We start from the raw sequence: 19795 nt of genomic DNA on the forward strand, positions 1-19795 counted from the left end.
TGCGGTCGTACGGGCCCTTCCGCACCGGCCGGGGCCGGCGGTGCTCCGGGGGAGCGGCGGATCAGGTCAGGATCTTGGTGACCTGGCCGGCGCCCACGGTCCGGCCACCCTCACGGATGGCGAACTTCAGGCCTTCCTCCATGGCGACGGGCTGGATCAGCTCGACGCGCATTTCGGTGTTGTCGCCCGGCATGACCATCTCGGTGCCCTCGGGGAGGTGCACGACGCCGGTCACGTCCGTGGTACGGAAGTAGAACTGCGGGCGGTAGTTGTTGAAGAAGGGGGTGTGACGGCCACCCTCGTCCTTCGACAGGATGTAGGCCTGAGCCTCGAACTCGGTGTGCGGGGTGACGGAGCCCGGCTTGATGATGACCTGGCCGCGCTCGACATCCTCGCGCTTGATGCCACGGAGGAGCAGACCGACGTTCTCACCGGCCTGGCCCTCGTCGAGCAGCTTGCGGAACATCTCGATACCGGTGACCGTGGTGGAGGTCTTGGTCTCCTTGATACCGATGATGTCGACGTTCTCGTTGACCTTGAGAACACCGCGCTCGATACGGCCGGTGACGACGGTGCCACGACCGGTGATCGTGAAGACGTCCTCGATGGGCATGAGGAACGGCTTCTCGACGTCGCGCTCCGGCTGCGGGATCGACTCGTCGACGGCCTTCATCAGGTCGAGGACGGTCTTGCCCCACTCCGCGTCACCCTCGAGCGCCTTGAGCGCCGAGACCTTCACGACCGGGAGCTCGTCGCCCGGGAACTCGTACTCGGAGAGGAGCTCACGGACCTCGAGCTCGACGAGCTCCATGATCTCCTCGTCGTCCACCATGTCGGCCTTGTTCAGCGCGACAACGATGTACGGCACGCCGACCTGGCGGGCCAGGAGCACGTGCTCCTTGGTCTGCGGCATCGGACCGTCGGTCGCGGCGACCACCAGGATCGCGCCGTCCATCTGGGCGGCACCGGTGATCATGTTCTTGATGTAGTCCGCGTGACCGGGGCAGTCGACATGCGCGTAGTGACGGCCCTCGGTCTGGTACTCAACATGCGCGATGGAGATCGTAATACCGCGCTGACGCTCTTCCGGGGCCTTGTCGATCTGGTCGAAGGCCGAAGCCTCGTTCAGGTCGGGGTACGCGTCGTGCAGCACCTTGGTGATCGCCGCGGTAAGAGTCGTCTTACCGTGGTCGATGTGACCGATGGTGCCGATGTTGACGTGCGGCTTAGTCCGCTCGAACTTCGCCTTCGCCACTGGGGTCCTCCTGTGGACTGGTGCTGTACGCCCTCCGCGGTGTGCGGAGGAGTTCAGGTGGTTGTAGAACCGGCCAGGACCCCTAGGGGACGCCCTTGACCGTTTCGCTTGGGGGCGGGCGACCGGGGCACCCCCGGCGAGTCGCCCGCATCACGTGCGGACGGCTCACCGGGGAGGAATGCCCCCGAACGCCTGGTGCTCCAGCTTAAGGGGTGATAGATCCCGGGATACCCGAGTTACTCGCCCTTGGCCTTCGCAATGATCTCTTCGGCGACGCTCTTGGGAACCTCGCCATAGGAATCGAACTGCATGCTGTAGCTCGCACGACCGGAGGTCTTGCTGCGCAGGTCACCCACGTAACCGAACATCTCCGACAGCGGGACCAGGGCCTTGACGACCTTGGCACCGCTCCGGTCCTCCATGGCCTGTACCTGGCCACGGCGGGAGTTGATGTCACCGATCACATCGCCCATGTAGTCCTCGGGCGTGGTGACCTCCACCGCCATCAGCGGTTCGAGGATGGCCGGGCTGGCCTTCCTCGCAGCCTCCTTGAACGCCATGGATCCGGCGATCTTGAAGGCCATCTCGGAGGAGTCGACGTCATGGTAGGCGCCGTCGAGCAGGGTCACCTTGACGCCGGTCAGCGGGTACCCGGCGAGCACGCCGAAGTCCATCGCTTCCTGGCATCCGGCGTCCACCGAAGGAATGTACTCCCTCGGGATACGGCCACCGGTGACCTTGTTGACGAACTCGTACCCGTCACCCTCGAGCGGCTCGATGGCGATCTGGACCTTCGCGAACTGTCCGGACCCACCGGTCTGCTTCTTGTGGGTGTAGTCGACCCGGTCGACGTTCCGGCGAAGCGTCTCACGGTAGGCGACCTGCGGCTTGCCGACGTTGGCCTCGACCTTGAACTCGCGCTTCATGCGGTCGACCAGCACATCGAGGTGCAGCTCGCCCATGCCCGAGATGATGGTCTGGCCGGTCTCCTCGTCGGACTTGACCTGGAAGGACGGGTCCTCCTCGGCCAGCCGCTGGATGGCGATGCCCAGCTTCTCCTGGTCGCCCTTCGACTTGGGCTCGATGGCGACCTCGATCACCGGAGCCGGGAACTCCATCGACTCCAGGATCACCTGACTGCCCGCGTCACAGAGGGTCTCGCCCGTGGTGGTCTGCTTCAGACCCATGACGGCGACGATGTCGCCGGCACCCACGCTCTCGATCTCCTCACGCTTGTTCGCGTGCATCCGGTAGATCTTGCCGATGCGCTCCTTCTTGCCCTTCACCGAGTTCATCACCTGGGTGCCGGTCTGCAGCAACCCGGAGTAGATCCGGATGAAGGTGAGCTTGCCCAGGTGCGGGTCGCTCATAATCTTGAAGGCGAGCGCGGACATCGGCTCGTCCGCCGACGGCTTGCGGATGATGACCTCGTCCGCGTCCTTCGGGGAGTGCCCCTCGATGGCCTCGACGTCCAGCGGCGACGGCAGGTACCGCACCACGGAGTCGAGCAGCGGCTGGACGCCCTTGTTCTTGAACGCGGTGCCGCAGAACACCGGGGTGACCGTGGTCGTGCCCTCGGCGCCCGTGGACGCCAGGGTGATCCGGCGGATCGCGGCACGCAGCTGCTCCTCGGCGGGCTCCTGGCCCTCGAGGTACAGCTCCATCATCTCCTCGTCGTTCTCCGCGACGGCCTCGAGCAGCTTGCCGCGCCACTCGTCGGCGTCGGCCCGCAGGTCCTCGGGGATCTCGACGGTGTCGTACATCTCACCGAGCTTGGTGTCCTCGGACCACACCAGGGCCTTCATCTGGACGAGGTCCACCACGCCCTTGAAGTCGGCTTCGGCGCCGATCGGGAGCTGCATGACCAGCGGGGTGGCGTTCAGCCGCCCGACGATCATGTCGACGCAGCGGAAGAAGTCCGCGCCCGTGCGGTCCAGCTTGTTGACGAAACAGATACGGGGTACGCCGTACCGGTCCGCCTGCCGCCACACCGTCTCGGACTGCGGCTCGACACCGGCGACGCCGTCGAAGACCGTCACCGCTCCGTCGAGCACCCGCAGCGAACGCTCCACCTCGACGGTGAAGTCGACGTGACCCGGGGTGTCGATGATGTTAATGGTGTGGTCGATGTCGTCCAGCGGCCAGTGGCAGGTCGTCGCGGCCGACGTGATCGTGATGCCGCGCTCCTGCTCCTGCGCCATCCAGTCCATGGTGGCTGCGCCGTCATGGACCTCACCGATCTTGTAGCTGACGCCCGTGTAGTACAGGATCCGCTCGGTGGTGGTCGTCTTGCCCGCGTCAATGTGGGCCATGATTCCGATGTTGCGGACCTTGGCCAGGTCAAGTGAAGTGGTAGCCATAAGGCTGTCAGTCTTCTCTCGGTCTCGAAGGTGTCGCGACTACCAGCGGTAGTGCGCGAACGCCTTGTTGGACTCGGCCATCTTGTGCGTGTCCTCACGCTTCTTGACGGAGGCGCCGAGGCCGTTGGAGGCGTCGAGCAGCTCGTTCATCAGGCGCTCGGTCATGGTCTTCTCGCGACGGGCGCGGGAGTAGCCCACCAGCCAGCGCAGCGCGAGGGTGGAGGAACGGCCGGGGCGGACCTCGACCGGAACCTGGTAGGTGGCGCCACCCACACGGCGGGAGCGGACCTCGAGGGTCGGCTTCACGTTCTCCAGCGCGCGCTTGAGGGTGATGACCGGGTCGTTGCCGGTCTTCTCCCGCAGGCCTTCCATGGCGCCGTAGACAATGCGCTCAGCGGTGGAGCGCTTGCCGTGCAGCAGGATCTTGTTGATCAACGAGGTGACAAGAGGAGAACCGTAGACCGGATCGATGTGGACCGGGCGCTTCGGGGCAGGACCCTTACGAGGCATGCTTACTTCTCCTTCTTGGCGCCGTAGCGGCTGCGAGCCTGCTTGCGGTTCTTGACGCCCTGCGTGTCGAGGGAACCACGGATGATCTTGTAGCGAACACCCGGAAGGTCCTTCACACGGCCGCCACGCACGAGCACGATGGAGTGCTCCTGCAGGTTGTGGCCCTCACCCGGAATGTAAGCAGTGACCTCGATCCCGCTGGTCAGACGCACACGCGCGACCTTACGCAGGGCCGAGTTCGGCTTCTTCGGGGTGGTCGTGAACACACGCGTGCAGACGCCACGGCGCTGGGGAGAACCCTCGAGCGCGGGCGTCTTGTTCTTCTCGACCTTGTCCTGGCGGCCCTTGCGGACCAGTTGCTGGATCGTTGGCACCGTTTCTCCGGTTTCTGTGTGCCGATCTCGATACATCTAACCTGAGCCACTCCACCGACCCACGCGGTCGGGTGTGTCGAAGGCTGCACACTCCCGCGCGAGGCGTGGAAGCGTATGCAGGTTCCGGAGTCCCGGCGAACGCGGATCACACCCGCGGAAGCGGGGTGTACGCGCGCAGGAGACACCCCAGGCACAAGGTCAGAGCGTACCCAGGCCAAGCGCCCCCGGTCAAAACGGCCGGGCGGGAGCACCGCCGGAGAAGAGGCCGGAGCCTGCGGGCAGAGGCGTCAATGCCTCAGCGGCGGGGGCGAGTCGGACGCGCCGGAAAAGGCCGGCGGGCCGAGCAGATACCTGCCCGGCCCGCCGGCCTTTCACACCGGAAAGTTCCGGAGTATCCGTGACTCAGCCCTGGTACGGGCCGTAATCGTAGTCCTCCAGCGGGACCGCCTGGCCGGAGCCGGTACCGAAGGGCGAGTAGTCGATGTCGTCGTATCCGACGGCCGAGTACATCGCGGCCTTCGCCTCCTCGGTGGGCTCCACCCGGATGTTCCGGTACCGGGACAGGCCCGTGCCGGCCGGGATGAGCTTACCGATGATGACGTTCTCCTTGAGGCCGATCAGGGAGTCCGACTTGGCGTTGATGGCCGCGTCGGTGAGGACCCTGGTGGTCTCCTGGAAGGACGCCGCCGACAGCCACGACTCGGTGGCCAGCGAGGCCTTGGTGATGCCCATGAGCTGCGGACGGCCGGAGGCCGGGTGACCGCTCTCCGCCACCACACGGCGGTTCTCGCTCTCGAACTTCGCCCGCTCGACCAGCTCGCCGGGCAGCAGCTCGGCATCCCCGGACTCGATGATCGTCACCCGGCGCAGCATCTGCCGGACGATGATCTCGATGTGCTTGTCGTGGATGGCCACACCCTGCGAGTTGTAGACCTTCTGCACCTCGTTGACCAGGTAGACCTGGACAGCGCGCTGGCCCAGAATGCGCAGCACGTCATGCGGGTTGGCGGCACCGACGGTGAGCGGCTGACCGACCGTGACGTGGTCGTTCTCCCCCACCAGGAGCCTGGACCGCTTGGAGACCGGGTAGGCGGTCTCCTCCGAGCCGTCGTCAGGGGTGACGACGAGCTTCTTGGTCTTCTCGGTCTCCTCGATCCGCACCCGGCCGGCCGACTCGGAGATCGGCGCGACACCCTTCGGCTGCCGGGCCTCGAAGAGCTCGACCACACGCGGCAGGCCCTGGGTGATGTCGTCGCCCGCCACACCACCGGTGTGGAAGGTCCGCATCGTCAGCTGGGTGCCGGGCTCACCGATGGACTGGGCGGCGATGATGCCGACCGCCTCGCCGATGTCCACGAGCTTGCCGGTGGCCAGCGAACGGCCGTAGCACTTGGCGCAGGCGCCGACCGCCGACTCACAGGTCAGCACCGAGCGGGTCTTGACCGTCTCGACACCGTGCCGGACCAGCTCGTCGATGAGTACGTCACCGAGGTCGGTACCGGCCGGGGCCAGCACCTTGCCCTCGAGGGTGATGTCCTCGGCGCAGCAACGGGCGTAGACACTGCTCTCGACGTTGTCCGCCTTGCGCAGCACTCCGTCCGCACCCTTGGCCGCGATGTCCAGCTTGAGACCGCGGTCGGTGCCGCAGTCCTCCTCGCGGATGATGACGTCCTGGGAGACGTCCACCAGACGGCGGGTGAGGTACCCGGAGTCGGCGGTGCGCAGGGCGGTGTCGGCCAGACCCTTACGGGCGCCATGCGTGGAGATGAAGTACTCCAGCACGGACAGACCCTCGCGGAAGGACGCCTTGATCGGCCGCGGGATGGTCTCGTTCTTCGCGTTGGACACCAGGCCACGCAGACCCGCGATCTGACGCATCTGCATCATGTTTCCGCGGGCCCCGGAGTCCACCATCATGAAGATGGAGTTGGTCTTCGGGAAGTTGGTGTTCATCACCTCGGCGACCTCGTTGGTCGCCTTGGTCCAGATCGCGATGAGCTCCTGGGTGCGCTCGTCCTTGGTGATCAGACCGCGCTCGTACTGCTTCTGGACCTTCTCGTCCTGAGCCTCGTACGAGGCGATGATCGCCTTCTTGGCCTCCGGCACCACGATGTCGGAGACGGCCACGGTGACCCCGGACCGGGTGGCCCAGAAGTAACCGGCGGACTTCAGGTTGTCCAGCGCCGCCGCGACCACGATCTTCGGGTAGCGCTCGGCCAGGTCGTTGACGATCTCCGAGATCTGCCGCTTGCCGACCGGCTGGTCGACGAACGGGTAGTCCTCGGGCAGCAGCTCGTTGAAGAGCGCGCGGCCCAGGGTGGTACGCATCCGGAAGCTGTCTCCGGGCTGCCAGTCGTCCGTGCCGTGGTCCCCGGCGTCGCCCGCCGGAGCCGGCGGGGTCCAGCCGCGGGGCGGCACCGTGCCGACGGGGAAGCGGATGTCGACCTTGGCCTGGATCGACAGCTCCCCGGCGTCGAACGCCATGATCGCTTCGGCGGTGGAGGCGAAGGACCGGCCCTCGCCCTTGACCACGCGCTCCTCCTCGTCGGTGGTGAGGAAGAACAGCCCGAGCACCATGTCCTGGGTGGGCATGGTGACCGGCCGGCCGTCGGCCGGCTTGAGGATGTTGTTCGAGGACAGCATGAGGATGCGGGCCTCGGCCTGCGCCTCCGCGGAGAGCGGCAGGTGCACGGCCATCTGGTCACCGTCGAAGTCCGCGTTGAACGCGGTGCAGACCAGCGGGTGAATCTGAATGGCCTTGCCCTCGACCAGCTGCGGCTCGAAGGCCTGGATGCCGAGGCGGTGCAGGGTCGGGGCGCGGTTCAGCAGCACCGGGTGCTCGGAGATGACCTCTTCGAGGACGTCGTACACCACGGTGCGCTGGCGCTCGACCATGCGCTTGGCCGACTTGATGTTCTGCGCGTGGTTGAGGTCCACCAGGCGCTTCATCACGAACGGCTTGAACAGTTCCAGCGCCATCGCCTTCGGCAGCCCGCACTGGTGCAGCTTGAGCTGCGGGCCGACGACGATCACCGAACGGGCCGAGTAGTCGACACGCTTGCCGAGCAGGTTCTGCCGGAAGCGGCCCTGCTTGCCCTTGAGCATGTCGGACAGCGACTTCAGCGGACGGTTGCCCGGACCGGTCACCGGCCGGCCGCGGCGCCCGTTGTCGAACAGCGCGTCAACGGCCTCCTGCAGCATCCGCTTCTCGTTGTTCACGATGATCTCGGGGGCGCCGAGATCCAGCAGCCGCTTGAGGCGGTTGTTCCGGTTGATGACCCGGCGGTACAGGTCGTTCAGGTCGGAGGTCGCGAAGCGGCCACCGTCCAGCTGCACCATCGGACGCAGGTCCGGCGGGATCACCGGGACGCAGTCCAGCACCATGCCGCGCGGGCTGTTGGAGGTCTGCAGGAACGCGGAGACGACCTTCAGCCGCTTGAGGGCACGGGTCTTCTTCTGGCCCTTGCCGGTGCGGATGATCTCGCGGAGGCGCTCGGCCTCCTCGTTCAGGTCGAAGGTCTCCAGCCGGCGCTGCAGCGCCGCGGCGCCCATCGAGCCGTCGAAGTAGGTCCCGAAGCGGTCGCGCAGCTCACGGTAGAGCAGCTCGTCGCCCTCGAGGTCCTGGACCTTCAGGCTCTTGAAACGGTTCCAGACGTCGTCCAGGCGGTCGATCTCGCGCTGGGCACGGTCCCGCAGCTGCTTCATCTCCCGCTCGGCACCTTCGCGCACCTTGCGGCGGACGTCCGCCTTGGCGCCCTCGGCCTCGAGGTCGGCGAGGTCGGACTCCTGCTTCTTGGCCCGGGCCTCGAGGTCGGCGTCCCGGCGCTGCTCGATCTGCTGACGCTCTACGGAGACGTGTGCCTCCAGCGACGGCAGGTCGCGCGTACGGCGGTCCTCGTCCACGTACGTGATCATGTACGCGGCGAAGTAGATGACCTTCTCGAGGTCCTTCGGGGCCAGGTCGAGCAGGTAGCCCAGGCGCGACGGGACGCCCTTGAAGTACCAGATGTGCGTGACGGGGGCGGCCAGTTCGATGTGGCCCATCCGCTCCCGGCGCACCTTCGCCCGGGTCACCTCGACGCCGCAGCGCTCACAGATGATGCCCTTGAAGCGGACACGCTTGTACTTTCCGCAATAGCACTCCCAGTCCCGGGTGGGACCGAAGATCTTCTCGCAGAAGAGCCCGTCCTTTTCCGGCTTGAGCGTGCGGTAGTTGATGGTCTCCGGCTTCTTGACCTCGCCGTGGGACCACTGACGGATGTCGTCAGCAGTGGCGAGGCCAATACGCAGTTCGTCGAAGAAGTTGACGTCGAGCACTCTCGTCAATCCCTCTCAGGTTGTGGCAGTCAATGGTCTGATCGGGGTCCCGGGGCGGCCGGGGGGCACTTCTGATGGGAAGTGCCCCCCGCCGGACCCGTCAGACCTCTTCGACGCTGCTCGGCTCGCGCCGGGACAGGTCGATGCCGAGCTCTTCCGCGGCGCGGAAGACGTCCTCGTCGGTGTCCCGCATCTCAATCGACATGCCGTCGCTGGACAGCACCTCCACATTGAGACACAGGGACTGCATTTCCTTGATGAGCACCTTGAAGGACTCCGGGATACCGGGTTCCGGGATGTTCTCACCCTTGACGATGGCCTCGTACACCTTCACGCGGCCAGTGACGTCGTCGGACTTGATCGTCAGCAGCTCCTGCAGGGCATAGGCGGCGCCGTACGCCTCCAGGGCCCAGACCTCCATCTCACCGAAGCGCTGGCCGCCGAACTGGGCCTTACCGCCGAGCGGCTGCTGGGTGATCATGGAGTACGGACCGGTCGACCGGGCGTGGAGCTTGTCGTCGACCAGGTGGTGGAGCTTCAGGATGTACATGTAGCCGACCGAGACCGGGTCCGGGAACGGCTCGCCGGAGCGGCCGTCGAACAGCCGCGCCTTGCCGGAGGGCATGACGAGTCGGTCGCCGTCGCGGTTCGGGACGGTGGCCTCGAAGAGCCCCGCCAGCTCGTCCTCGCGGGCGCCGTCGAACACCGGGGTGGCGACGTTGGTGCCGGGGGCGACCTCGTCGGCGGAGATGGCGGCCAGCCGCTGCTTCCAGTCGGCGTCCGGGCCCTCGACCTTCCATCCCTGGGAGGCGAGCCAGCCCAGGTGGATCTCCAGGACCTGGCCCGGGTTCATCCGGGACGGCACACCCAGCGGGTTGAGGATGACGTCGACCGGGGTGCCGTCCTCCATGAACGGCATGTCCTCGATCGGCAGCACCTTGGAGATGACGCCCTTGTTGCCGTGCCGGCCGGCGAGCTTGTCGCCGTCGGTGATCTTGCGCTTCTTGGCCACGTAGACGCGGACCAGCTGGTTCACGCCCGGAGGCAGCTCGTCACCCTCCTCACGGTCGAAGAGCCGGACGCCGATGACCTTGCCGGTCTCGCCGTGCGGCACCTTCAGCGAGGTGTCACGGACCTCACGGGCCTTCTCGCCGAAGATCGCGCGCAGCAGCCGCTCCTCCGGGGTCAGCTCGGTCTCACCCTTCGGGGTGACCTTGCCGACCAGGATGTCCCCGGCCTCGACCTCGGCACCGATCCGGATGATGCCGCGGTCGTCGAGGTCCGCGAGGACCTCCTCGGAGACGTTGGGGATGTCCCGGGTGATCTCCTCGGGACCGAGCTTGGTGTCCCGGGCGTCGACCTCGTGCTCCTCGATGTGGATCGAGGAGAGGACGTCGTCCTGCACGAGGCGCTGCGACAGGATGATCGCGTCCTCGTAGTTGTAGCCCTCCCACGGCATGAACGCGACGAGCAGGTTCTTGCCGAGGGCCATCTCGCCCTCGTCCGTGGAGGGACCGTCGGCGATGACCTGGTCGGCCTTCACCTCGTCGCCCTCGGAGACGAGCACCTTCTGGTTGAAGGAGGTGCCCTGGTTGGAGCGGCGGAACTTCGCCAGCCGGTAGGTGACGTGGGTGCCGTCGGCGTTCTGCGCCGAGATGTAGTCGGCGGAGACGTCGGTGATGACGGCGTCCTGCTCGGCCTTGATGACGTCACCGGCGTCGGTGGCGCAGCGGTACTCCATGCCGGTGCCCACCAGCGGCGCCTCGGCCTTGAGCAGCGGCACCGCCTGCCGCATCATGTTGGAGCCCATGAGCGCGCGGTTGGCGTCGTCGTGCTCCAGGAACGGGATCATGGCGGTGGCGACCGACACCATCTGGCGCGGCGACACGTCCATGTAGTCGACGTCCGTGCCGGTGACGTAGTCGACCTCGCCGCCACGCCGCCGGACCAGCACCCGGGCCTCGGCGAAGTGCATGTCCTCGGTCAGCTTGGCGTTGGCCTGCGCGATGACGTAGCGGTCCTCCTCGTCGGCGGTGAGGTAGTTCACCGCGTCGGTGACCACACCGTCGACGACCTTGCGGTACGGGGTCTCGACGAAGCCGAAGGCGTTGACCCGGCCGAACGCGGCCAGCGAACCGATCAGACCGATGTTCGGGCCCTCAGGGGTCTCGATCGGGCACATGCGGCCGTAGTGCGAGGGGTGCACATCGCGGACCTCGAGCCCGGCCCGCTCACGGCTCAGACCACCCGGACCGAGCGCCGAGAGCCGGCGCTTGTGGGTCAGACCCGACAGCGGGTTGGTCTGGTCCATGAACTGGGACAGCTGGCTGGTGCCGAAGAACTCCTTGATGGAGGCGACGACCGGCCGGATGTTGATCAGGGTCTGCGGCGTGATCGCCTCGACGTCCTGGGTGGTCATCCGCTCGCGGACGACCCGCTCCATCCGGGCCAGGCCGGTACGGACCTGGTTCTGGATGAGCTCGCCGACGTTGCGCAGGCGCCGGTTGCCGAAGTGGTCGATGTCGTCCGTCTCGACCACGAGGATCTGACCGTCGGAGGCAACCGTCTCGGTCTCACCGGCGTGCAGCTTGACCAGGTACTTGATGGTGGCCACGACGTCCTCGATGGTGAGTACGCCGGAGTCCAGCGGCTCGTCACCGCCGAGCTTCTTGTTGATCTTGTAACGGCCGACCTTGGCCAGGTCGTAGCGCTTGGAGTTGAAGTACAGGTTCTCCAGCAGCGTCTGGGCGGCCTCCCGGGTCGGAGGCTCACCCGGCCGGAGCTTGCGGTAGATGTCGAGCAGCGCGTCGTCCTGACCCTGGGTGTGGTCCTTCTCCAGGGTGGCGCGCATGGACTCGTACTGTCCGAACTCCTCGAGGATCTGCTCGGACGTCCACCCGAGCGCCTTGAGCAGCACGGTGACGGACTGCTTGCGCTTGCGGTCGATACGGACACCGACCATGTCGCGCTTGTCGATCTCCATCTCGAGCCAGGCACCCCGGGACGGGATGATCTTGGACGAGAAGAGGTCCTTGTCCGACGTCTTGTCGATGCTGCTGTCGAAGTAGACACCCGGGGAACGGACCAGCTGCGAGACGACCACGCGCTCGGTGCCGTTGATGCAGAACGTGCCCTTGTCGGTCATGAGCGGGAAGTCGCCCATGAAGACGGTCTGCGACTTGATCTCGCCGGTCTCGTTGTTGGTGAACTCGGCGGTGACGAAGAGCGGCGCCGCGTACGTGAAGTCGCGCTCCTTGCACTCGTCGATCGAGTTCTTGGGCGGCTCGAACCGGTGGTCGCGGAAGGTCAGTGACATCGACCCGGAGAAGTCCTCGATCGGGGAGATCTCCTCGAAGATCTCCTCCAGACCCGACTTCCTGGGGACGTCCTGCCCACTGTCCAGTGCAGCCTCGACGCGGGCCTTCCACGCGTCATTGCCGAGCAGCCAGTCAAAGCTCTCGGTTTGCAGCGCAAGGAGGTTCGGAACCTCGAGCGGTTCCTTGATTTTCGCAAAAGAGACACGCAGCGGTGCCGTGCCGTTGTTCATACTGTCCGTAGAGGCGTTGCGCGAGGCGGCCAAGAGGGGGTCCTTCCGAGGGCTCGGACTCTCTGCGCGCATACCGGTCCCCCTGGTGACGGGCAGGGAGAGGCTAATAGGCAGCGCAAAGGGTCAGTGTAGCCATAAGACCCACTGATGTCCAACTCCTGTATCCGGGGATCGTCACGGCCCCTCGATGTTCCGCGGATCGCTCCCGACCGCCTCGGTCGTCGGGCACGATTCCGCTTGCCGCATCACTTCCCGCATCGCCACCGATCCATGCCCCGGACCCCGAATCGATTGCGGATCGCGTCCCGAGAATTGCCTGCCGGCTGCCGTTCGTCAAGGCCCCGCCTTCAGGACACCGCCGCCCCGAGGGACACCGGACGGGACAGCCGGAGATCACCATACCTGCCGGGGCCGACACCGCAAGGAAGCCGCCGCCCGGACGCCGAAGGGCGATCACCCAACCGGGTGATCGCCCTTCGGTACCGCGGAGCCCGCTCACGGGCTCCGTCAGGTCACTTGACCTCGACGGAGGCGCCGGCGGCCTCGAGGGCCTCCTTCGCCTTGGTGGCGGCGGCCTTGTCGACCTTCTCGACGACGGGCTTCGGGGTGCCGTCGACCAGGTCCTTGGCTTCCTTCAGACCCAGCGAGGTCAGCTCACGCACGACCTTGATGACCTGGATCTTCTTGGCGCCGGCGCCGGTCAGGATGACGTCGAACTCGTCCTGCTCGGCCTCGGCCTCGGCCGCACCGGCGGCGGGGCCGGCGACGGCGATGGCGGCCGGGGCGGCAGCCTCGACGTCGAACTTCTCCTCGAATGCCTTCACGAACTCGGAGAGCTCGATGAGGGTCATCTCGCTGAACTGCTCGAGCAGGTCGTCCTGGCTGAGCTTCGCCATGGTGGCGGTCCTTCCACTAGTTCGGCTGGTGCCGGATGTACATGACGGCGGGCGTACGGGCCCGCTGAGCCGAGCGGGTTACTCGGCGTCGGCGGGAGCCGGCGTACCGGCACCGCCCTGCTCGACCTTGCCGCGAAGGGCGTCCGCGGTGCGGACGAACTTCGTGAGCGGTGCCTGGAACGTCGCCGCGGCCTTCGCCATCGACGCCTTCATGCCACCGGCCAGCTTGGCGAGCAGTACCTCGCGGGACTCGAGGTCCGCAAGCTTGTTGATCTCGTCGGCGGTGAGCGCCTTGCCGTCGAGGATGCCGCCCTTGATGACCAGGGCGGGGTTTTCTTTGGCGAAGTCGCGCAGACCCTTTGCCGCCTCGACCGGGTCACCGGTCACGAAGGCGACGGCCGTGGAGCCCTGGAAGAACTCGTCGAGCTGAGTGACCCCGGCCTCGTTGGCCGCGATCTTGGTCAGCGTGTTCTTCGCCACTCGGTAATGGGTGTGCTCACCGAGGGAACGGCGCAGATCCTTGAGCTGCGCCACGGTGAGACCGGTGTACGCGGTGACGACAGCAGCGTGGGAGTTCTCGAACTTTTCCTTGATCTCCGCGACGGCTGCGACCTTGTCTGGACTCGCCATGGACCTCGGCCCTCCTTCCGGGGATGACGGGACCGCACGGAAGGGGCCGGACAAAACAAACGCCCCGGCGCAGAGCGCACGGGGCGGGACTCGACCGGCACCCGCGGGGGGGCTGCCGGGAATCTTTCCTCGGACACCTGCGCGGGTCGTCCGCATTCAGCGGATCCTTCGGCTGCCGGGGACGGGCCCCATCAGCTACCAGCGGTCTTTGGCTACCGGCCAAGACTACGCGAGCGGCTTCCCGCAGGCAAATCCGGCGGGTGGGACAGCCGGGGCGGCCCGCGTGCCGGTGTCCCCTGTTTCCCGGCCGCCGGACGGGCGGGGAACAGGAGACACCACCGGGCTCAGGATCCGGGCCCCGGACTCAGTAGTCGTTCTCGTCCTGCTCCGCCAGCCAGGCGTCCCAGTCCTCGTCGTCCCAGTCCTCCATGCCCTCCAAGCCCTCCATGCCGGTGTCGCCGGCACCGGCGCCCGCGCCGCCACCCCACATGCCGGCACCGTCGAGCTCCCCGACATCGACCACCTCGGCGGCCGGCGGGTGCTCCACAGTCAGCGAGCTGCCGTAGTCGGAGTACCGGGTGGAGTACAGGATCTCCGCCTGGCCGGCGGCGCTCATCGCCATGTCGATCCGGACCGGGTAGTCCCGCTCGTCGACCCACACATCGACCTCGATCTCCTCGACGCCGGCTTCCGTCAGCCCGTCGATGAGCTCCTCGGCCTCCCTCCGCTCCTCCGGGGTCAGCAGCTCGAAGGAGTCCTCATCCAGCTCGTCCGTCGCCAGCACCCCCCGGTAGCGGTTGGTGGCGACACCGTCCAGCTCCTCCTCGCCCTTCCACTCCACATCGGGGGACTCCAGCATCATCGCCAGCTGCTCGGCGGGGCTCTGCGACATCTCGTCGACCCGGGACATCAGCTGGTCCAGCTCCGCGTCGTTCATCTCCTCCGCGGCGACCGCGAGGTCGAACTTGGCCCACTGCTTGCCGTCGAGCGGCTCCTCGAAGACCGAGCCGCCCATGTACATGACGTCGTCGACCCAGCGGACGTGCAGCTCGGACGGACCGCTCTCGCCCATGAGCGCCATCATGTCGCCCATGTCGAGGGTGACGTCCATGGCGACCGGGTCCCAGCTCAGGCCCCCGGCCATGGTGAAGGAAAAGCTCTCCGCATCCTCCGAGACCGTCATGGTCGTCTCGAACGACACCGAGGTGGCCTCCTTCGACTTGGTCGCCGAGGCGAGCAGCGCCTCGGCGACCGAGCTCTGCGAGCGCTCCTCGGCGGCTCCCCCGTCCGCCTTGTCTGCCGCCGCCGGCTTCGCGTCGGACGTGCCGCATGCCGTCGTGACGATCAGCAGCGCTGCCGTGCCCGCGCTCAGCGTGACGGTGCGTGCGAGACGCATGTCGCCCCCCAGGGTGAAGTGTGAATTCATGTTCGGATCACTCACGGTAGCCCAGCCCTGGCCGCGAAAAAGCGCCCGTCCCCGCTCTGTGACAGAACGGGGACGGGCGCTCTTCCCGACCGCGACCGGACGGGACCGTAAGGCGTCCGGAGCGAGGCTCAGACCGCCAGGTCCTCCACGAGGAGGTTGCGGGTGCGGTTGCCGTCGAGCGGAATGCCGGGGCCCATCGTGGTGGTGAGGGTGGCCTTCCGGACGTACCGGCCCTTGGCGGCCGACGGCTTCAGCCGCAGGATCTCGTCCAGGGCGGCGGCGTAGTTCTCGACGAGCTTCTCCTCGTCGAAGGACACCTTGCCGATGATGAAGTGAAGGTTGGCGTGCTTGTCGACCCGGAACTCGATCTTGCCGCCCTTGATCTCGGTCACGGCCTTGGCCACGTCCGGGGTGACGGTGCCGGTCTTCGGGTTCGGCATCAGGCCACGCGGACCGAGCACCCGGCCGAGCCGGCCGACCTTGCCCATGAGGTCCGGAGAGGCGACCACCGAGTCGAAGTCGAGGCGGCCCTTGGCCACCTCGTCGATCAGCTCGTCGGAGCCGACGATGTCGGCCCCCGCGGCTTCCGCCGCCGCAGCACGGTCACCGGTCGCGAAGACCAGGACCCGGGCGGTCTTGCCGGTGCCGTGCGGAAGGTTGACGGTGCCGCGGACCATCTGGTCGGCCTTGCGCGGGTCGACACCCAGACGCATGGCCACCTCGACGGTCGAGTCGAACTTGGAGACGGTGGTCTCCTTGGCCAGCCGGACGGCCTCGAGCGGGGCGTAGAGCCGCTCCCGGTCGATCTTGGCGTCCGCGCTGCGGAAGGACTTGCTGCGCTTCACTGCTGCTCCTGAAAGGGAATCGGAGTCGTGGTGCGGGCCGGCGCGGGCCCTCCCACGGGTACAGGGGGTACGGGGCTGCGTCAGCCTTCGACGGTGACACCCATGGAACGGGCGGTGCCGGCGATGATCTTCTCCGCGGCGTCCAGGTCGTTCGCGTTGAGGTCGGCCATCTTGTTGTTGGCGATCTCCCGGACCTGCTCGCGCGTGATCTTCGCGACCTTGGTCTTGTGGGGCTCGCCGGAGCCCTTCTCGACGCCCGCGGCCTTGAGAATCATCTTGGCGGCCGGCGGGGTCTTGGTGATGAAGGTGAACGAGCGGTCCTCGTAGACCGTGATCTCCACCGGCACGACCCAACCGCGCTGCGACTCGGTCGCGGCGTTGTAGGCCTTGCAGAACTCCATGATGTTGACGCCGTGCTGGCCCAGTGCGGGGCCGACCGGCGGAGCCGGGTTCGCGGCACCGGCCTGGATCTGGAGCTTGATGAGCCCCGTGACCTTCTTCTTCTTCTTGGGAGGCATGCTCTCTCCGGGTCCTAGTGAGAGGTTTCGAGCCTGCGGCAGGAGCAATTCGTCTGTCCGCAGGCATACCGCACAACGATAACGGCTAGCGCCGTGCCGCCAAAATCCGGGCAGGCCGGGGCTCCCGTCACGGGAGCCCCGGCCTGCCCGGCCGGTACGATCAGGTGTTCTTCTGGATCTGGTCGAAGCTGAGCTCGACCGGGGTCTCACGGCCGAAGATCTCCACGAGCCCCTTGACCTTCTTGGAGTCCGCGTTGATCTCGTTGATGGTCGCCTGCAGGGTGGCGAACGGGCCGTCCGTGACCGTGACGGAGTCACCGACCTCGAAGTCCAGGACCTGCACCTCGACCCGGCGGCCGGGTGCGGGCCGGCCGGACTCGGCGGCGGCCGCCGCTGCAGCCTTCTCCTCGGCCTCCGGCGCGAGCATCTTCACGATCTCGTCGAGCGTCAGCGGATACGGGTCGTAGGCGTTGCCCACGAAGCCGGTGACACCGGGGGTGTTCCGCACGACGCCCCAGGACTCGGGGGTCAGTTCCATCCGCACCAGCACGTAGCTGGGCAGCTTGTTCTGCCTGATGGTGCGACGGTCGCCGTTCTTGATCTGAACGACTTCCTCCTGCGGCACCTCGATCTGGAAGATGTAGTCCTCGACGTTCAGCGAGACGGCACGCTGCTCGAGGTTGCTCTTCACGCGGTTCTCGTAGCCCGCATAGGTGTGCACGACGTACCAGTACCCCGGCAGCGCGCGCAGCTCCTCCCGGAGCTGGGCGACCGGGTCCACAGGCTCGGGCTCCTGGGCGGGCTCTGCCTCGGGCTCTCCTTCGGCGGTCTCCGCCGCGGCCTCCTCGACGGCTCCGGCACCGGACTCACCGTCGGCAGTGTCCTCGTCGGGAGCGGATGGGGCCTCGCCGCCCTCGGCCCGCGATGCGGCTTCCCCGGCGGGCGGCTCCGTCGCGGCGTCGGCAGCTTCGGCCTGGTCGATGGTGTCCGCGGCCTCGAGGATGTCGCCCGGGGTGCCCTCGCCCTCTTCGGGGGGCCCGGCGTCGTTCGGGTTCGGGTTCGACACGGTAGCTGCTTCTTCCTGGCTTCAAAGGGGGGTGGAACTTCCGACAGGAGGCAGCGGACCCGCGCCCCGGGCGGAATGGTCAGCCGAAGACGTACTCGATGACTCGGCTGAACCCCCAGTCAAGCACAGTCAGGATGCCGATCATGACGAGCACGAAGATGATCACCGCGGTGGTGTAGGTCGTCAGTTGGTGCCGCGTCGGCCAGACGACCTTCCGGAGCTCCGCGACAATCTGACGGTAGAACAGGGCGAGCCTGCCCAGCGGTCCCCTCTTGCCACGCCTGCCTCGGCGGCCGGTGCCTTCCCCCTGGGGCTCCGGTGCCTCGACGGAGTCCGTGATCCCAGCCACTCGTCCTCACCCGATCCCGGTCATGGTTGTAGCCGCCCGGCCCAGCCGGGCGGCTGTGTGGTTGGCGCAGGAGCCCCAACCGCACGACTGTGCTTGGCGATGTGCAGTGCCGTACATGCGCATGCACGCACCTTACGGTGGCGTGTGTAGCAGGGCCGGAGGGACTTGAACCCCCAACCGCTGGTTTTGGAGACCAGTGCTCTACCAATTGAGCTACGACCCTTTGTGCTCCCCCAACCTACCGCATCCGTCCGTGACACCGTGGTGCCCCGTCGGTCACCGTGGTCCGGGGCCAACGAGGCACGAGTGTACGTGCTGGAAGCCCGGGCGTCGAACATTTCCCGGCGTCCGGGCCCACAGCGGGCCCCGCGCCACCGCGGGCCGCCGTCTGCGACGATGCCAGGTATGAGTGCCGCAACTCCCACTGCCAGGTCAGCAGGATCACCCACGCAGCGCCGCGTCTCGGCGCGCGTCGGGGCGATCTCCGAGTCCGCAACCCTCGCCGTCGACGCCAAGGCCAAGGCCCTCAAGGCCGCCGGGCGCCCGGTCATCGGCTTCGGTGCCGGCGAACCGGACTTCCCGACCCCCGACTACATCGTCGAAGCCGCGGCGGAGGCCTGCCACAACCCGAAGTACCACCGCTACACCCCCGCGGGCGGGCTGCCCGAGCTGAAGGCCGCCATCGTCGCCAAGACGCTGCGGGACTCCGGCTACCGGGTCGAGCCCTCCCAGGTGCTCGTCACCAACGGGGGCAAGCAGGCCATCTACGAAGCCTTCGCCACCCTGCTCGACCCGGGCGACGAGGTCATCGTGCCCGCCCCGTACTGGACCACCTACCCCGAGTCCATCCGGCTGGCGGGCGGCGTCCCGGTGGACGTCGTCGCCGACGAGACGACCGGCTACCGGGTCTCCGTGGAACAGCTCGAGGCCGCCCGGACCGACCGCACCAAGATGGTGCTGTTCGTCTCCCCGTCCAACCCGACGGGCGCGGTCTACTCCCGCGAGCAGGTCGAGGCCGTCGGCCGATGGGCTGCCGAGCACGGTCTGTGGGTCATGACGGACGAGATCTACGAGCACCTCGTCTACGGCGACGCCACCTTCTCCTCGCTGCCCGTGGTCGTCCCCGAGCTGGCCGACCGCTGCGTCGTCGTCAACGGCGTCGCCAAGACGTACGCCATGACCGGCTGGCGGGTGGGCTGGATCCTCGGCCCGCAGGACGTCATCAAGGCGGCGACCAACCTCCAGTCGCACGCCACCTCCAACGTCAGCAACGTCGCCCAGGTGGCCGCGCTGGCCGCCGTCTCCGGTGATCTGGAGGCCGTCTCGGCCATGCGGGAGGCGTTCGACCGCCGCCGCCGGACCATCGTGCGGATGCTCAACGAGATCGACGGTGTGGAGTGCCCCGAACCCGAGGGTGCCTTCTACGCCTATCCGTCGGTGAAGGCGTTGCTGGGCAAGGAGATCCCGCTGGCCGCCGGCGGCAGCCGCCGACCGGGGACCAGCGTGGAGCTGGCCGAGGTCATCCTTGAGGAGGCCGAGGTCGCCGTGGTGCCGGGAGAGGCGTTCGGAACCCCCGGCTACCTGCGGCTCTCGTACGCGCTGGGCGACGAGGACCTGGCCGAGGGAATCTCCCGGATCCAGAAGCTCCTGGCCCTGGCCCGCGACTGAGCACCGGGCGTGCGCGGGGTCCGGGGCCAGGAGC

At 67.3% G+C, this 19795-nt stretch carries 14 protein-coding genes and 1 tRNA gene; 1 reads left to right on the top strand and 14 read right to left on the bottom strand.

Translation table 11 applies throughout. The annotated features are described in order from the left end of the window. Positions 1 to 61: 61 nt before the first annotated feature. From tuf to PJ985_RS08010, 14 genes are all read right to left on the bottom strand, one after another. Positions 62 to 1255, bottom strand: coding sequence for an elongation factor Tu (gene tuf, locus PJ985_RS07945; protein WP_271682869.1), 1194 nt, complete (start codon positions 1253 to 1255; stop codon positions 62 to 64). 236 nt (positions 1256 to 1491) lie between these two features. After that, the gene (gene fusA, locus PJ985_RS07950) at positions 1492 to 3615 is read right to left on the bottom strand and encodes an elongation factor G (RefSeq protein WP_271682870.1); all 2124 of its coding nucleotides are present in this window, start codon (positions 3613 to 3615) and stop codon (positions 1492 to 1494) included. Positions 3616 to 3654: 39 nt separating this feature from the next. After that, complete coding sequence (rpsG, locus tag PJ985_RS07955) at positions 3655 to 4125, bottom strand: 30S ribosomal protein S7 (RefSeq protein WP_271682871.1); 471 nt, start codon at positions 4123 to 4125, stop codon at positions 3655 to 3657. Positions 4126 to 4127: 2 nt separating this feature from the next. Next, entirely contained in the window at positions 4128 to 4499 is a 372-nt protein-coding gene (rpsL, locus tag PJ985_RS07960; protein ID WP_003948652.1) for a 30S ribosomal protein S12, read from the bottom strand. Between the two features lie 402 nt (positions 4500 to 4901). After that, the gene (locus tag PJ985_RS07965; RefSeq protein WP_271682899.1) at positions 4902 to 8816 is read right to left on the bottom strand and encodes a DNA-directed RNA polymerase subunit beta'; all 3915 of its coding nucleotides are present in this window, start codon (positions 8814 to 8816) and stop codon (positions 4902 to 4904) included. A gap of 100 nt (positions 8817 to 8916) precedes the next feature. Then, positions 8917 to 12396, bottom strand: a complete 3480-nt coding sequence (gene rpoB / locus PJ985_RS07970; protein WP_271682872.1) for a DNA-directed RNA polymerase subunit beta — start codon at positions 12394 to 12396, stop codon at positions 8917 to 8919. Between the two features lie 479 nt (positions 12397 to 12875). Beyond that, on the bottom strand, positions 12876 to 13259 hold the full coding sequence (gene rplL / locus PJ985_RS07975; RefSeq protein ID WP_271682873.1) for a 50S ribosomal protein L7/L12: 384 nt from the start codon (positions 13257 to 13259) through the stop codon (positions 12876 to 12878). Positions 13260 to 13337: 78 nt separating this feature from the next. Next, positions 13338 to 13889 carry a 50S ribosomal protein L10 gene (gene rplJ / locus PJ985_RS07980; protein WP_271682874.1) on the bottom strand — a complete coding sequence of 184 codons (552 nt, stop codon included), beginning with the start codon at positions 13887 to 13889 and terminating at the stop codon, positions 13338 to 13340. 364 nt (positions 13890 to 14253) lie between these two features. Then, positions 14254 to 15315, bottom strand: coding sequence for a hypothetical protein (locus PJ985_RS07985; protein WP_271682875.1), 1062 nt, complete (start codon positions 15313 to 15315; stop codon positions 14254 to 14256). 128 nt (positions 15316 to 15443) lie between these two features. After that, on the bottom strand, positions 15444 to 16160 hold the full coding sequence (gene rplA, locus PJ985_RS07990; protein WP_271682876.1) for a 50S ribosomal protein L1: 717 nt from the start codon (positions 16158 to 16160) through the stop codon (positions 15444 to 15446). A gap of 80 nt (positions 16161 to 16240) precedes the next feature. Beyond that, positions 16241 to 16678 carry a 50S ribosomal protein L11 gene (rplK, locus tag PJ985_RS07995; protein ID WP_271682877.1) on the bottom strand — a complete coding sequence of 146 codons (438 nt, stop codon included), beginning with the start codon at positions 16676 to 16678 and terminating at the stop codon, positions 16241 to 16243. Positions 16679 to 16838: 160 nt separating this feature from the next. Then, on the bottom strand, positions 16839 to 17744 hold the full coding sequence (nusG, locus tag PJ985_RS08000) for a transcription termination/antitermination protein NusG (protein WP_271682878.1): 906 nt from the start codon (positions 17742 to 17744) through the stop codon (positions 16839 to 16841). A 79-nt stretch (positions 17745 to 17823) separates the two neighbouring features. Then, on the bottom strand, positions 17824 to 18093 hold the full coding sequence (secE, locus tag PJ985_RS08005; RefSeq protein ID WP_443033436.1) for a preprotein translocase subunit SecE: 270 nt from the start codon (positions 18091 to 18093) through the stop codon (positions 17824 to 17826). A 150-nt stretch (positions 18094 to 18243) separates the two neighbouring features. After that, positions 18244 to 18316, bottom strand: a tRNA-Trp gene (locus PJ985_RS08010). Between the two features lie 182 nt (positions 18317 to 18498). Between PJ985_RS08010 and PJ985_RS08015 the strand changes: the two genes are divergently transcribed. Further along, positions 18499 to 19761 (top strand): pyridoxal phosphate-dependent aminotransferase, encoded by a 1263-nt coding sequence (locus PJ985_RS08015; protein ID WP_271682879.1) that lies wholly within the window; start codon positions 18499 to 18501, stop codon positions 19759 to 19761. Positions 19762 to 19795: the final 34 nt, after the last annotated feature.

Origin of the sequence: Streptomyces sp. ACA25, assembly GCF_028200735.1 — a bacterium.
Classification (GTDB): domain Bacteria; phylum Actinomycetota; class Actinomycetes; order Streptomycetales; family Streptomycetaceae; genus Streptomyces.